Origin of the sequence: Veillonella sp. oral taxon 158 (assembly GCF_018376515.1) — a bacterium.
GTDB lineage: Bacteria > Bacillota > Negativicutes > Veillonellales > Veillonellaceae > Veillonella > Veillonella rogosae.
In genome coordinates this window covers 56181-72345 of record NZ_JAHABE010000004.1, presented here as the reverse complement: position 1 = coordinate 72345, position 16165 = coordinate 56181, and the positions used below count along the sequence as shown (strand labels likewise).

Below are 16165 nucleotides of genomic sequence, written 5' to 3'. Positions count from 1 at the left end.
TACGCTAAAACATAATAAATGTTTATAATACTAATTTTACTCTAAGCTTCACAATAACAAACAGCATATACTTACATAAATCCGTAGAATATATACTTATAGTCCTATTGTATCGTAAAGAACAAAAAAAGACCATCTCTTCCTATAAAAGGTTTAGAGATGGTCTTTTCACCCTATAATTATCCCCATTTCAGAAGATCAAAGATAACGTTTACGTCCTATTATTTTTGTTTAAACATCCAATAGATGTAGTAAATAACAAGTGCATACGTCACTACATCAAATACAGGCAAGAATGGTACCATTTTAGACAAACGTCCAAAACCATGAACATGAATATTTGCTGCAATGATAGCAATAAGATTCAAACGATGAATCCAGATTGCTTTTTTACGAGATACAGATTTTGCCATATTGCCTACCCAAGGCGTTAAGTACAATACGGCAAAGATAAGAGCAATAAACATGGCTCCAAGAGAGATATAACCACCCCAGAATCCTAAGAAGGACTTCAATGCTTTCAAGAAGTATACATACCAATGTGCACATACAAGAACAACACTAACGATACCTACGATGCGATGAACTTCAAACATTTCTTTTGGATTATATCGTTTGATAAACCATTTTGGTCTTGTTGCAATATATGTTAATACAAGCCATGCAACATACGGAATAAGACCTAAGTGAACCTTCCAGTTACCAAATGATTTACCTCCTGTTACATAACCATATTCTACCATTCCCATAAATATTAGGGATAAAACCGCAATCCATATTAAAATATGGTATTTACTCTTAAACTGTTTTTTTACTACTTCTGCCATATAAACCTCACTATTTCTTATACAAACTACCAGTATATATCTAGATGGCCTAATGTAGCATGCTAACAATTTCAATCCACATAGCATTCTACTTAGAACTTAAAACTAATTAGTTATTAAATCCAGATCCATCCTAAAATTAGAACTAGAATTTGAAGTTGAGGTCTGCACGGTAGTAATCATTTACACGATTACCGTCTTGTGTTTTCGTATGGAAGCCATAGTATGCATTAATACCAATATTTTTCTCTGGTGCGTAAGATGCACCTAATAGCCATGCTTTATAACCTTCATATCGTGTTTTCTTCAATAAATCATTAGATTCATATTTTTGCGTTTTAAATACTGGAGCATTTTTAGCTTGATCAAAGTAATCTAAACGTACAGCCCAAGAGTTCTTCTTGTTAATTTTATAATCGCCCCATTTAGCGCCTACATTCCAAACATCGGAATCACTCAAGCCAGATGCTTTTACCCACTCGCCATCAATACCGAATTTACCAACATTATATTTAGCATTAAAGCCATATACATTATCGAATTCGTTATTTGTCTTGCCATTACCCATACGTACATTTGTTGTACCTACACGAGCAAACATACCGCCAAAGCTAAAGCGATCATTAACAGCTACATTGGCATTAATAAGACCTACATCACCATTATCAGCTTTACTAGTCTTAGCAAACCGGCCTGCTGTCATATAACCATATGCACCATTTAATGTAACCTTTTTACCTAGCTTCGCTGTAGCGCCTACACCATCAAAGTTAGAGCTATAAATCAAGCCACCACCAAATTTTTGAGTGTAACGACCTGCATCTACTACAAAATTTTTACCAAATTTATGCTCTACATAAACTAGATCCCAATTAGGCTCTACCGCTTTAGCACTATCGCCTAACTCAATAGAACCTGTCGTAATACGGGCTTTCACGGAGGTGTTTTTATTAACCTTCGCATCGATACCTAAACGCACACGAGCAGTGATTTTGTCTTCGTAATCGTAACCATCGATACCCTCCTTACCGATGTAATTGATACGAGCATCACCAGTAACTTTCACATTACCTACACGATCTTCTAATTTTGCAACACGTACACCAAGAGTATTCAACTCATTAGAAAATTCCTCTGCCAAACGATTCAACAATGCTTGTTGTTCAGCATTTGCACGATCTTGATTAGCCATGCCTTTTGCAATCATTTGAGCCATTTCGTAACGAGTAATGTTATTTTGACCTTTGAAAGTACCATCTGGATAACCATTGATAATACCAGCTGTAGCCAATTGATCTACAGCTTGGTAAGCCCAGCTATCGGACGGAACATCGGAAAACGGGTTAACAGCAAAGGCTGTAGCTACACCCATCACAGCTGCTACTGCAAAAGCACTAGTCATTTTACGTTTCATCATAATAAACCTCACACACTAAAAATAATAAAAAATAAAATGAGTAGATAATGAATATATGAATTTAATTATCATTATCATATATAACACGAAAATAATAACAACTTTTATTAATTGAGTAAAGAGAAAATGTATATCAATCTCACAATTATATATACCTTTAACTAATAATATGGCCTATTTAATTTCCTAAATAATAAAAATATAACGAAAAAATCCCTTCTGTATAATACAGAAGGGATTTGTATGTATCTTATTATTTCTTTTTAAACATCAAATAGATGCAGTAGATAACAAGACCATATGTGATGATATCAAACACAGGAAGGAATGGTACCATTTTGGAGATACGTTTAAAGCCATGAATATGAACGGAGGCAGCTACCAATGCAACTAAGTTGAAACGATGCAGCCAAATACCAACATTACGGCTAGATGCAGTTACTTTTCTAAGTTTTGGAGTTAAAAATGCAAGGCCCGAGATTGTACCAATACTGAAGGAAGTAAGGGCTACATAGCCACCCCACCAACCGAGAACGGATTTAGCAGCTTTACCAAAATAGAGATATAAATGGAACGCAATAACAGCTACAGAAGCAATACCTAATGCACGGTGAATCTTGAACATTTCACCTAAGTTATAACGACTAGTAAACCATTTAGGGCGCGTTGCCAAATAAGTCATCACAATCCACGCGCACCAAGGTACAAGGCCTGTATATACTTTATAGTTACCAAAGGCACGACCACTCTCAATGTACCCCCATTCCAACAAACCGATCATAATTAAAGAAAATACTGCAATCCATATAAAGATATGGTAAATACTCTTATACTGTTTCGTTTCCACTTGATTCATCTTAAACCTCTCTAACATAATTCCTGAAACGCCAAATTTACTTAATATATTTTATCATTTAAATCGAAATTTGTAGACTACTTTTATTAGATAGGTAGCATTCATTATAAGAATAATTCTAATTTAGTCTTTTATTCTAACTATATAAACAATTGCAAAGTATTTTGTAAAAATAGGTATTTCAATCAGAAATAATATTATAGTATATAAACTACGCTAACCAAAATTAGCAAATAAAAGCCCCTTGTATTGCTTAGCATAAACTAATATCAATACAAGGGGCTAAGATTAATTTGTCATATTATAAAGGACGTACAAATCAATCATCATCCTAATTATTTTTCATCTCGTTTACGATAAACGATGAACGGACGTGTTAAGTAGTTGAGTGGAGCACTCAAACAGTGTACCAAACGGCTGAATGGGAAGATGATTGCCACTGCCATCCACGCGAACATGTGGAATTTAAACATAAATGGTACACCTTCCATCAAGGATGGATCCGGCATAAACGCTAATAGGCTGCGGAACCAAGGGCCGATGGATACGCGGTAATCAAAGAAACCAGATGCATTAAGCAATGTTCCAGCCATACCACTGAAAATGGCTAATGTTAAGAACAAGTATAACCATTTATCAAGGCGAGATGTGTTAACTTTTAACTCAGCTACTGTGAAGCGGCGTTTCATCAAGAGCAAGAAGCCTACGATAAAGATAAGCCCCGCTACAGCACCCATATATAACGCACCTTGATGGTACATATGGTCATTAATACCAATAGCAGCAGTCCAAGTTTTAGGGATTAATACACCTACTACGTGACCACCGATAACGCATAGCAAACCAAAGTGGAACAATGGATTAGCGATGCGCAATTGTTTTTTCTCTAAAAATTGACTCGATTTTGTAGTCCAGTTTCTTTCAAAATAGAAGAAACGAACCAAGGTACCTACGATTAAGAAGGTGAATGCGATGTAAGGCAATGCGCCCCAAAGAAATAGATTCATCGTGCACCGTCCTCCAATCCATTTGCAACAGACAAGATAATATCAAACAAGAATGCATAAGGCAGTTTAGCCTCAATGAAGCGTTCTCTAATGTATTCCAATTTTGGCTTACAATAGTCGTAAATTTCTTTTGATTTTTCCTCTTCGATAACAGCACATAATTCAAGAAGAGCTGGAATATAATCCGGCATTTCTTTTGGCAAATCATAGCCGTTTTCAAGGAAGAAAGCTTTAAATTTAACGAGTTCTTCTGCTTGTTCCCCAGTACCTTGTAATTCATAAGTCGACAAATACATAGTTGTATTTTGACTAAAATCAAAGGTACGAACATATTGGTCTTCAAATTCTTTTTTATTAGCATCCTCTACATAGTCGAAGAATTCTAATAAACCTTGGCGAAGTTGAGGATGCCCAACGGATTGGGCGTCCTCTCTCCATTCAGGTAGTTCGTTATACCATTGTTCATCAGGATAGCGCAGAAGAAATGACGCAATAAGAGCGATTTTCTGAGCATCCTTCATTATTGACATCCCCCTGTAGGGCAAGCAAAGCCGCGATTATGTTGCATTTCAAGGCGACCTTCGCGAGATACTTTTACATCAGATGGAATAACAAAGCGATCATTGTATTTAGACAATGCCAACAATTTGTACATAGCGTACATTTGGTCTTCTGTTAAATCAACTTTGTGATCGATAGGACCGTCACCGGTTTCACGACGACGCATGTATTCACGCATGTCGAGAACACGTTGCAATGTACGAGCTAAGATTTCTGTATTACCTGCTGTAAACAAGTTAGCAAGGTATTGTACAGGTACGCGCATTTCATGTGCATCTGGCAAGTATACATCAGATGTTACACGTTGCAAGATTGGGCTGAGTGGTGGTACATACCAAACCATTGGCAATGTGCGATACTCAGGATGCAATGGCAATGCCACGCCCCATTCTTTTACAAGTTTGTATACAGGAGATTTTTGAGCTGCTTTAATCCATGCTTCAGAGATGCCTTCTTCGCGAGCAGCTTTAATAACCTCAGGATCATGAGGATCCAAGATTAACTCAACTGTATTTTCGTAAATGTCTTGTTCATTTTTTGTAGCTGCCATTTCTTCTACTTTGTCCATGTCGTAGAATACAACGCCAACATAGCGCATACGACCTACACAAGTTTCAGCACAGATTTGAGGCAAGCCATTTTCCAAGCGTGGGTAACAGAATACGCATTTTTCAGCTTTATTAGTTTCCCAGTTATAGAAGATTTTTTTGTATGGACAAGATGGAACACAATGTCTCCAACCGCGGCATACATCTTGAGATACGAGAACTACACCATCTTCGTCGCGTTTGTAGATCGCGCCAGACGGACATGCAGCTACGCACGCAGGATTCAAGCAGTGGTTACAAAGACGTGGTAAGTAACGCATGAATACTTCTTCGTAGTCAAATACGATATCTTGCCCCATCTTAGTTAAGTTCACATCAGAGCGAGCATGTTGACCGCCAGCCAAATCGTCATCCCAGTTAGGGCCCCAAGTCACTTCCATTTTTTGTTTCGTTACAAGGGAACGAGGGCGAGCTACTGGTTGGTTATTTTTACGACCACCATGAATCAATGTTTCATAGTCATATGTCCAAGGTTCGAAATAATCCTTCAATTCTGGTTGTTCAGGATGGAAGAATAACTTCATCAAACGATTTGTTTTAGAACCTGTAGAAAGAGCTAAATTACCAGAATTATCTAGCGTCCAGCCACCCTTCCATTTTTCTTGGTCTTCCCAATTTCGCGGATAACCTACACCTGGGCGAGTTTCCACGTTATTAAAGTACATATATTCCGCGCCTTCGCGGTTCGTCCATGTATTTTTACAAGTGATAGAGCATGTATGACAGCCTAAGCACTTATCCAAATTTAGGACCATGGATACTTGAGCTTTAATCTTCAAGCCAATCCACCTCCTTCAATTTACGAGCCACAATTGTCATATCACGTTGGTTACCAGTTGGGCCATAATAGTTAAATCCATAGCTCAATTGACCATAACCGCCGATCATGTGTGTCGGTTTCAGGTGAATATGAGTTGGTGCATTATGTGTACCACCGCGACGATCTTTCTTAACTTGCGTGCCAGGAACGTTGATGTGACGATCTTGGGAATGGTGCATGTAAGAAATACCACGAGGAATACGAGGGGATACTACTGCACGAGCTGCTACAACACCATTTTTATTGAAAGCTTCTACCCAGTCATTATCTTTAACACCGATTTCTGCTGCATCATCTTCGTTGAGCCAAATTGTTTGACCACCACGGAACAATGTCAACATTTGTTGGCTATCGAAGTACATACTATGTGTAGACCACTTATTATGTGGTGTTAAGTATTTCAATGTGATTTCTGGAATGCCTTCTTGTTTGTAATCACCTTGTACTGGTTTGTAGGACAATACAGGTTTATACAATGCCATAGCTTCACCGTAATCGCGCATCATTTCATGGTCACAATAGAAGGATTGACGACCTGTTACAGTACGGAATGGTACTTTATCCTCTGTAGATGTAGTAAATGGAGAATAACGACGGTTTTTATCGTTCTTACCAGTACTTGTTACAGAGCTAATGATAAAGCGCGGTTGGCGAACCATATCATCGAAGGTAATCTTTTCTTGTTCGCGGCCTTTTGCATTCTTTTCAAGACCAGAAAGACCTGTTTTTTCTTCCATCGCTTTCCAAGAGCGAACAGCCAATTTACCATTTGTACAAGAAGATAATGTTAATACAACATTACAAGCTTCCTTACATTCGTAAATGCTTGGACGGCCATGAGAAATAAATTCTGGATTATCGATTGTACCATTTTGTGCATACAATGTTTGGTATTCATCAGATACATCCCACGCCAAGCCATGAGCCCCCATTTTGTTTTCGATGTTAGGTCCCAAAGCGATAAACTTTTCAAAGATTTGGCTATAGTTGCGTTTTACATGAACGAGGTTAGGCATTGTTTTACCAGGAATTGGTTCACATTCGCCTTTGCTCCAGTCGAGAACCTTACCTTCTGGTTGAGCCACTTCACCTGGGCTGTCATGACCAAGAGGCAATGCTACGATATCTTCGTATTCTGTGAAGCCAGACTCTTTTGCTACGCGAGATACTGTTTCTGCAAGGGTACGGAATGTATCCCAGTCAGATTTAGTTTCCCATGCGCAATCAACAGCTGCTTGGAATACGTGAACATATGGATGCATGTCTGTAGAGGACAAGTCTTCTTTTTCATACCATGTAGCCGCTGGGAATACGATATCAGAATATAAGCCTGTAGATGCCATACGGAAATCGATATCGATGAGAAGGTCAAGTTTACCTGCTGCATCAGCTTCACGCCATTTAATTTCTTCTGGACGTGTAGGCGCATCATCATCTTCCAATACCGCATTTTTAGTGCCCAATAAATGTTTCAAGAAGTATTCGTGACCTTTAGAAGAGGAGCCGATGAGGTTCGCACGCCATACAAACAAGTTGCGTGGGTGGTTTTCTTTAGCCGCAGGATCTTCTACGCAGAATTGTAAATCTTTATTTTTCAACGCTTGCGCCACATATTGGTTAATTTCTGCTTCTGTACCAGCACCAGCTGCACGAGCATCATTAATCAATTCTTGGCTGCCTTTATTGAAAGTAGGGTAAGATGGCAACCAACCTAAACGAGCCGCCAATACGTTATAGTCACCAGGGTGACGGTAACGAGGTTTAGCTAATTTAGATGTGCGGTCTGCCAAGTCGATGCAATCAGAACGGTATTGTTCTGTAGCAAAGTAGAACCAAGATGTACCATTTTGCAAACGAGGAGCTTTACTCCAGTCGTTAGCTGTCATGATACCACCCCAGCCTTCAACAGGACGAAGTTTTTCTTGACCTACGTAGTGAGCCCAGCCACCACCGTTAACACCTTCTGTACCACAGAACATGATAAGGTTCAAGATTGTACGGTAAATGATATCTGCATGGTACCAGTGGTTAATACCACCACCCATGATAATCATGGAACGACCTTTAGTTTTTTCTGCATTATCTGCAAATTCACGAGCTGTAGCAATAGCAATATCTGCTTTTACGCCAGTGATTTTTTCTTGCCATGTAGGTGTGTAAGGAGTGTCATCAGTATAAGATTTAGCCACTTCACCGCCGATACCACGGTCGATACCATAGTTAGCAAGAATGAGGTCATATACTGTAGTTACTTTTACAGGACCATCAACAGTTTGTACAGTAATCGTTGGAATAGCACGTTCAATAACACCTTCGTGCTCTTCATCGCCAAAGTATGGCAACTTAACAACAGTCACATCTTCACGTTGATCAAATACGGATAAGCGAGGATCGATTTTAGCCCCTGTATCACGGTTTTCAAGACGCAAATTCCATTTTTGTGGATTTGTGTGACGTTCGCCCATTGTACCATTAGGGATAACGATTTCATTTGTAATTTCATCGATCAATACCATATGGAAGTCAGCGCCTTCCTCTTGGCGACCCAAGTCCTTCGCGTTTAAGAAACGACCTGGTTGAACTGCACCATTAATGTCCTCAACGCGCACAAGGAATGGCATATCTGTAAACTCTTTTGCATACTCTTTGAAGTATGGAGTTTCCTTGTCGATGTAGTATTCTTTTAGGATAACATGCCCCATAGACATAGCAAGAGCCGCATCAGTACCGGCTTTTACATTGAGCCAAGCATCGGAAGAAGTAGTAGATTCCGCATAGTCAGGAGATACGGATACTACTTTAGTACCTTTGTAACGAACCTCTGTTAAGAAGTGAGCATCTGGCGTACGAGTCAATGGTACGTTAGAACCCCAAGTCATGATGTAACCAGCATTGTACCAGTCACCAGATTCAGGAGTATCAGTTTGTTCACCCCAAACTTGAGGGCTAGAAGGTGGTAAATCGGCATACCAGTCATAGAAGGACAATGGTGAACCACCCATTAAGTTAAGGAAACGAGCACCTGCTGCATAGGACAACATGGACATCGCTGGGATTACAGAGAAGCCAGCGTTGCGGTCAGGGCCGTATGTTTTTGCAGTATATAATAAGGATGCGGCAGTAATTTCTGTTGCTTCATCCCATGTGGAGCGCACAAAGCCGCCCATACCACGGGCAGATTTGTATTTTTTTGCTTTTTCTGGATCTTCTACGATAGATTTCCAAGCTTCGATTGGGTTCTTAGCATTCTTTTTCGCTTCTCTCCAAAGCTCAGCCAATTCACCGCGTACATATGGATATTTTACGCGCAATGGGCTATAGAGATACCAAGAGAAAGTCGCACCACGAGGGCACCCACGCGGTTCGTAATCCGGCATATCATCAGGTGTTTCAGGGTAATCAATCGCTTGGTTTTCCCATGCAACAACACCATTTTTAACGTAAATATTCCAGCTACAAGAACCTGTACAGTTTACGCCATGCGTTGTGCGGACAACTTTATCGTAAGACCAACGGTCACGATAAAAATTTTCCCACTCGCGACCGCCATCTTCAGTTATTTGATGGCCGCTTGGAGATACGTCCTTCTTGCGAAGAAACTTAAACTTTTGAGACAACAAGCTCATCTCGTGTCCTCCTTCAAAACTACAAAAAATCCCTTGTGCTAGCTGAACTAACACAAGGGAGATAATCCTTTTATTCGATATTACTAATATTAGGGTCAATCATATCAACCTCTAAATCAAGCAACCCGATTAAAGCATCAAAATCACAGATTACTAGATGGTGTTTATCATAGGCTACATAGCCCAACTTACGCAACTCACTTAGCATGCGATTCAAACTTTCTCTTGATGTGGCAGCAAATTCAGCTAGCTCTTGATTTGTTAAAGCGATATCAATAAAGATACCATCTTCGCGCTTTACACCATAACTATTGGCCAAGCGCAACAAGGTAGAGTAAAATGCTCCCTTCTTGCCGTATAACAGCAAGTCTCGGTATTTTGCCTGTTGTCGTCGCATATGCAGAGTATAGATTTTCATCATCGCAATAGACAACGAATGGTCTTTTGCAATGGCTGCTTCTAACAAATCATAGCGAATGCAATAAACAGAGCAGTCCTCCCGAGCAATAGCGTTGAACACATATGTTTTTGTGTTCTCCTCATATAAAGGAACTTCACCTATAACATTATTCGGTCCCACTAGGCGCACCGCAAAAATGTGTCCGCTAGCTTCGAACTTCTTAATGCTCATTCTACCTTTCACTACTACGTAAAAGTATTCTGCCTTGTCCCCCTCATGGAAGAGAAATTCACCTTTTTTAAGATGTAGTTCCTCCCCCGGCAAAGCAAGCAATTGATTAATTAACTTTTGATCCATACAATCACCGCTCCATGTTACTTTTAACACAAAATCCATTAGTTATACTAATCTATTTATAGTAAAAGTACATGTTTTATATACTTTATCGTATACGTAAGATTATTATAACTTATTAATTTCAAAATATGTGTGTTTTATGTCACATTCACAAAAATTTTTACACTATATAATATAATTGTGATATAAGACATTGAAAATTTACACGATACAATAATTATAACGCAGTTCCATAAATAAATTGAGTATTTTTTATAAACTCCGTATAATGAATTTAATTTATATATATATGGGGCCCAAATTGTATCTATTATGTCTTCATTGCATGTATAGTTTTTCAGTAAGGAGAAGTTCAAAATGAGCGAACTAAAAATGCCTCAAGTAGGGGCAAGCCGTAGCGAAATTGTGGCTAATTGGCAACCAGAAAATCCAGAGTTTTGGGAAAAGTTTGGTAAAAAAATTGCTAAACAAAATTTGGTTATATCCACGATTGCATTAACACTTTCATTCTGCGTATGGTACTTGTGGGCTACCATTGCAGCGCAACTCAACGGCGCAGGCTTTAATTTCACTACCGATCAATTATTTACATTGGCGGCCTTGCCAGGTCTTGTTGGTGCTACATTACGTTTTGTATATACCTACATGCCAGCATTAATCGGTGGTAAAAACTGGACATTTATTTCCACAATTATCTTATTAGTTCCTGTTGTATGGCTCGGCTTTGCTGTACAAGATACAACGACTTCTTATACGACATTCATGATCTTAACGGCCCTTATCGGTTTAGCGGGTGCTAACTTCTCGTCCTCCATGGCGTACATTGGCAACTTCTTCCCTAAATCCGAAAAAGGTACAGCCCTTGGTATCAACGGTGGTGTTGGTAACCTTGGTATCTCCGTAATCTACTTCTTAGCTCCATTTGCTATGGGCTCTGCTGCACTAGGTAGCGTATTTGGTGTAACACCAGCTATCATTAAAGGTAATGCAGTATACCTTGCCAATGCAGCTTTCATGTGGATTGTACCACTCGTTGTTATCCTTGCATTGATGACGCGTTTCATGGATAACTTACCACTAGAAAAACCAAATCCTAAAAACCTTGTTCAAATCTTTGGCAACAAACACACGTGGGCACTTACATTGTTATATACATGTTCTTTCGGTGCTTTCTCTGGTTATGCTGCAGCACTTGGCCTATTAGTAGGTAAAGAATTCCCTGAAGTTCCATTTGCTTCTATCGCATTTGTTGGTCCTCTTGTAGCAGGTGCGCTTCGCCCTGTAGGCGGTTGGTTAGCCGATAAAATTAACAGCGGCACAAAGGTTACTTTCATCAGCCTTATTACTTTATGTGTTACTACTACATTGATTCCAGTTGGTGTCAACATGCACAACTTCCCATTCTTCTTTGCGATGTCCGTATTGACCTTCGTATGCTGTGGTTTCGCAACAGGTGCTACATTCCGTATGATTCCACACGTATTTGGCAATCCGTTGTTATCCTCTTTGATCACAGGCTTCGTTGCTGCCGTGGCTGCATACGGTGCCTTCATTACACCTAAAATCTTCGGTTTCACATATACTACATTCGGTAGTATCTACCCAGCTTTCGTTGCATTACTTGTGTTCAACCTTCTAACAGTAGTAGTGTGCTACTGGTTCTATGTGCGTAAAGCAGCCAATATGAACGTATAATTTTCTGGAAACAGAAAATTTACGTTCACTGGACGGTACAACAAAATATAATTCACTTTTCTAAACTAAGTGATAAAAGAAACCCCGCATCTCTCCTCCATACGTATCAGGTCTGCGGCCTAGGGCCTTGACCTCGTAAGTCGGATCGATGCGGGGTTCTCTTTTATAAAAATATAGTTGTAAATAAGATGCTCAGATATAGTGAATTATATTTTACGCAGTACAAGTTCAATACGAACAGCAAATTTTCTATAAAAAATTATAGCCTTCATTTTGGAGGGAAGAAAAAATGGACTGCCAAGCAGTCCATTCATTCTAATTTGACGATATATATCTTTATCTCTATAATATAAATAGATAGTCAGACGAGTAGGAACGTCAGGCGCATCTCAAAAACAAAACATATAGGAAATGGCCTTTCTGTTTAGCTAATTACGCATGGTAACGGAGGGCTATTTGCTTTTTAGAAACCCAACCTCGCTGACTACCTTAATAGTATTATAATCTGAACAAATATACGATACAATAAGCAGTTATTTATCTATATATATGAATTAAATAATAAAAGAGCCTGCTGCAGCAGGCTCTTTTATTATCCAAAGATTTCTTCTAATAGTGCATCGTCGATGATGGTACCAACGTAGAAGTCGCTGAAGATGCCATATCTTGCGCTGGCTTCTTCGAAGCGCATATCGTATACGATTTTTTTGAATTGGATATCGTCGTTACTGAAGATGGTAATACCCCATTCCCAGTCATCTAGACCACAGCCACCTGTAGTGAATTCTGATAGAACATCTAAATATGTTTTACCAAGTTCACCGTGAGATTTCATCAACATACCGCGTTCTTGAGGTGGCAACATGAACCAGTTATCATCACCTTCACGTTTTTTAGACATATTGTAGAAACAGATGTATTTGTCGCGTGGTACATGAGGGTAAAGTTTTTGGTTAACTTCTTCTGTATCGAGTTTAGCCTTAACATAAGCACTTACTTCTGTTACAGATGTATAAGAGTACGTTTGTACCAATACGCTAGCAATTGCAAGGCGACGGAACTTGCGTTCTACTTGTGCTAAGTATTCAAGGGATGGCCCAAGGATCCATAGGATTAAATCCCCTTTTGCACCATTACAATCATAGAATGCATAGCTACCTTCTTTAGCTTGATGTGTAGCTTCAAGGTCTGCTAAGAATGCTTTTAATTCGTTGCGCGCTGCTGCTTTTTCATCAGCTGTAAAACAGTTCCATGCGCTAAAATCCATGGTAAATACCATGTGTTGGCTATGCCAACCTTCTACTGTAGGGATTGCTTTTCCCATTATGATCACTCCTATCTATGGTGATTCTATTAAAATGATATAGTTTTATTGCAATAGGAATCGAAAAGACTCCATATACTATTATAGCATATGGAGTCTTTTCAAGTTAGTTTTCGATTTCACTTCTCATTTACAAGGGTTTGCACTAATTCTTTTGCTTGTTTTACGCCGTCAGGAATACCGATGCCATCAAATGGCGTACCTATGAGGTGTAAATTTGGATAATTTTCAGCTACATGTTCACGTACAGCCTTGATACCTGCACGATGCCCTACATTATATTGCGGCATGCAGTGAATGAGGCGATTGATGCGCACCCATTCAGGCTTAGCAGAGAAACGCATAATGTGTTGAATTTCTTCGACTGCTAATTCTGAAAGTTCTTCATCACTATATTGTTCTACCACATCATTGCCTGGCTTACCGATAAAGACGCGCAATACCACTTTATCATCAGGCGTTGTTTGCGGCCATTTTTGATTTAGAATGGTACACGCTGTAAGCGGTGTGTCTGTCTTACGAGTAATCAACAGTCCAGAGCCCTTTAAGTCGCCATCAAAGGTACTTTTATTAAAGGCCATAATAGCAATAGCACAGCTTGATTGCTCCATAGAACGCAAGAAATCAAAACCCGAATCATCCTTAAACCATTGCGTATATGTGGCAGGCGGTGTCGCGATAATCACATGATCCGCCATAGCAGGAGCTTTATCAAGAAGTACCTCTATAGCTGAATCTGTAGTAGAATCACTAGCTTCTACCCTGTTCTCAGCATTAATAGAGTCAGTTTTAATGGAATTAGAATTAGATTGACAGCCACAAGTATCGTTTCCAGAGTTCACCACATCAATAGCATACATACCTTCAATATATCGAATATTAGAAACCAACGTACCTGTATACAAGTGCACATTACTAGGCATAGCATCAACAATAGCGGTAATCACGCTTTCAAGACCACCTGTTAACTGGCGGAACATACCAGATTGAGCAGCAGTCCCCTTACGGCTCGCCATATCCGCTTGAGCCTTAGTGGACTTTGCTTCATGGCTTTCAAATTGACGGTCTGTCATGATACCTTTACCAGCCCGTGGCACATCGCCTTCTGCTACGGCACCTTTGGCAGCCTTAGAGACGCCCGCCTTTGAGTGTCCCATCTTAGCCGCCATCATCCCTTTTACCATGTTCCCATATTTTTGTTCTACTTGAATAAAATGAGGGAATGTAGACAATAGACTGATTTTATAGATATCACCACCATAGATACCAGCTAATAGTGGTTCGATAAGCTTATCCATCATTTCTTGACCTAAATGGTATTGAAAGAAATGACCAATAGACACATCACCATTTTCATCGAGCTCATAAGGCTTCTTGAAATAATCTAAGCCAGCACGCAATTTGCCAGACCAAGAAATGAGCGTTGCTTTCACAAAAGGCATCATTTCCGTAGGGATGCCCATGATAGAGCCCCCTGGGATTGGATGAATTGATCCCTCATCATATACAAAGGCTTGCCCCGTCTCATTAGATACAAGGGTATCACCTAAACCTAAATCGTGTACTAGATCTGTCATTTCAGTTTTACGGCCCAAATAAGAATCTGGACCGAGTTCTACAACGAAATCATCAACTCGTTGTGTTTGTATTTTCCCACCAAATCGTGGTGCTTGTTCGTAAAGAGTGATATTCCACTCTGGCTTAGCATGGCCTAGATAATAAGCTGCTGTTAGCCCTGTTAGGCCACCGCCCACAATTGTTACGTTCACGAATGAATCCTTTCTACTATTGCACTCGCCATGGCTTGTAAGAATGTTTCATTACAATTCGGCATCTGTGCCCGCAAATACATTGCGCCCCCATTTTCAACAAGCTGTTTACACTCTACATCATTATCGTATAGGACCTCAACATGATTACTTACAAAGCCAAAGGGCACGAAAGCAATATGCGCGGCACCAGTCTGTAAAGCTTGGTCGATAGCCTCTTCCACTGTAGGGCCTAACCATTGCCCGTGAGGAGCCGCACTCTGCCACGCCACTGTCCACTTAGATAACTTACAATGCTCTGCAATCTCTTTGGCACTTTCATGTAAGGCGAATACATAAGAATCACCGCCGTGATTATCGATAAGAGGTATGCTATGAGCGCTAAAAATAACGAATATATCTTCAGTCGCATTCACACAATCTACGACTGCTTTTTTCCAGTATTCTGTAAAAGCCGGTTGGTCCCACCAAGACCGAATAAAATCGAATGTTACAGCCCCATGATTACCAATAGCTGCTTGCACTTGTTTTTCATAAGCACCCGTACCAAGAGATGTAAAAAATGGAGCCGTCACGATAGCGATAATATGCTCTACCCCTTGGTGAACTAAAGAGTCTACTGCCTCTGCAATAGATGGTTTCATGTGTAAATAACCAACAGCTGATGGCATAGTTGGCAATAAAGTCATCAACGTTTTATATTGACGCTCTGCCATAGTTTGCAACTCTAAATTAGACCATTGATCTATCACATCATAGCGACGTGTAAGATTTGCAATCTCCCCTTCAGTGGGCACGCGGCCATGACGAATACTCGTCATATACGGCACTAGATCTTCCTTACTTGAAGGACTTCCATAGGATAGAAATAATAATCCTTTTTTCTCTACTTCCACTA

At 39.7% G+C, this 16165-nt stretch carries 12 protein-coding genes; 1 reads left to right on the top strand and 11 read right to left on the bottom strand.

What is annotated here, in order from left to right; translation table 11 throughout:
- Window positions 1-221: 221 nt before the first annotated feature.
- The 8 genes from KH364_RS03790 to KH364_RS03755 form a co-directional block, all read right to left on the bottom strand.
- Entirely contained in the window at window positions 222-827 is a 606-nt protein-coding gene (locus KH364_RS03790) for a hypothetical protein (RefSeq protein ID WP_009351835.1), read from the bottom strand.
- 145 nt (window positions 828-972) lie between these two features.
- Window positions 973-2244: a putative porin gene (locus KH364_RS03785; protein WP_273298665.1), complete on the bottom strand. Its 1272-nt coding sequence runs from the start codon at window positions 2242-2244 to the stop codon at window positions 973-975.
- A 253-nt stretch (window positions 2245-2497) separates the two neighbouring features.
- Window positions 2498-3100: a hypothetical protein gene (locus tag KH364_RS03780; protein ID WP_105081541.1), complete on the bottom strand. Its 603-nt coding sequence runs from the start codon at window positions 3098-3100 to the stop codon at window positions 2498-2500.
- Window positions 3101-3435: 335 nt separating this feature from the next.
- On the bottom strand, window positions 3436-4107 hold the full coding sequence (gene narI, locus KH364_RS03775) for a respiratory nitrate reductase subunit gamma (protein WP_009352101.1): 672 nt from the start codon (window positions 4105-4107) through the stop codon (window positions 3436-3438).
- Complete coding sequence (gene narJ / locus KH364_RS03770; protein WP_273298664.1) at window positions 4104-4628, bottom strand: nitrate reductase molybdenum cofactor assembly chaperone; 525 nt, start codon at window positions 4626-4628, stop codon at window positions 4104-4106. The genes narI and narJ overlap by 4 nt, the downstream gene beginning before the upstream one ends.
- On the bottom strand, window positions 4628-6055 hold the full coding sequence (gene narH / locus KH364_RS03765; RefSeq protein WP_273298663.1) for a nitrate reductase subunit beta: 1428 nt from the start codon (window positions 6053-6055) through the stop codon (window positions 4628-4630). Before narH ends, narJ begins: the two co-directional genes overlap by 1 nt.
- Window positions 6045-9722: a nitrate reductase subunit alpha gene (locus KH364_RS03760; RefSeq protein WP_273298662.1), complete on the bottom strand. Its 3678-nt coding sequence runs from the start codon at window positions 9720-9722 to the stop codon at window positions 6045-6047. The genes narH and KH364_RS03760 overlap by 11 nt, the downstream gene beginning before the upstream one ends.
- A 70-nt stretch (window positions 9723-9792) precedes the next feature.
- Window positions 9793-10479 carry a Crp/Fnr family transcriptional regulator gene (locus KH364_RS03755; protein ID WP_273298661.1) on the bottom strand — a complete coding sequence of 229 codons (687 nt, stop codon included), beginning with the start codon at window positions 10477-10479 and terminating at the stop codon, window positions 9793-9795.
- 357 nt (window positions 10480-10836) lie between these two features.
- On the opposite strand from KH364_RS03755, the gene KH364_RS03750 reads away from it, so the two are divergent.
- Window positions 10837-12174: an MFS transporter gene (locus KH364_RS03750; RefSeq protein WP_273298660.1), complete on the top strand. Its 1338-nt coding sequence runs from the start codon at window positions 10837-10839 to the stop codon at window positions 12172-12174.
- Between the two features lie 592 nt (window positions 12175-12766).
- On the opposite strand, the gene hemQ is transcribed toward KH364_RS03750, so the two are convergent.
- The 3 genes from hemQ to hemH all read right to left on the bottom strand — a co-directional run bounded on the left by hemQ (window position 12767) and on the right by hemH (window position 16163).
- Window positions 12767-13498 (bottom strand): hydrogen peroxide-dependent heme synthase, encoded by a 732-nt coding sequence (hemQ, locus tag KH364_RS03745; RefSeq protein WP_273298659.1) that lies wholly within the window; start codon window positions 13496-13498, stop codon window positions 12767-12769.
- Between the two features lie 119 nt (window positions 13499-13617).
- Window positions 13618-15267 (bottom strand): protoporphyrinogen oxidase, encoded by a 1650-nt coding sequence (hemG, locus tag KH364_RS03740; RefSeq protein WP_273298658.1) that lies wholly within the window; start codon window positions 15265-15267, stop codon window positions 13618-13620.
- Window positions 15264-16163, bottom strand: a complete 900-nt coding sequence (gene hemH / locus KH364_RS03735; RefSeq protein WP_273298657.1) for a ferrochelatase — start codon at window positions 16161-16163, stop codon at window positions 15264-15266. The genes hemG and hemH overlap by 4 nt, the downstream gene beginning before the upstream one ends.
- Between the last annotated feature and the right edge of the window lie 2 nt (window positions 16164-16165).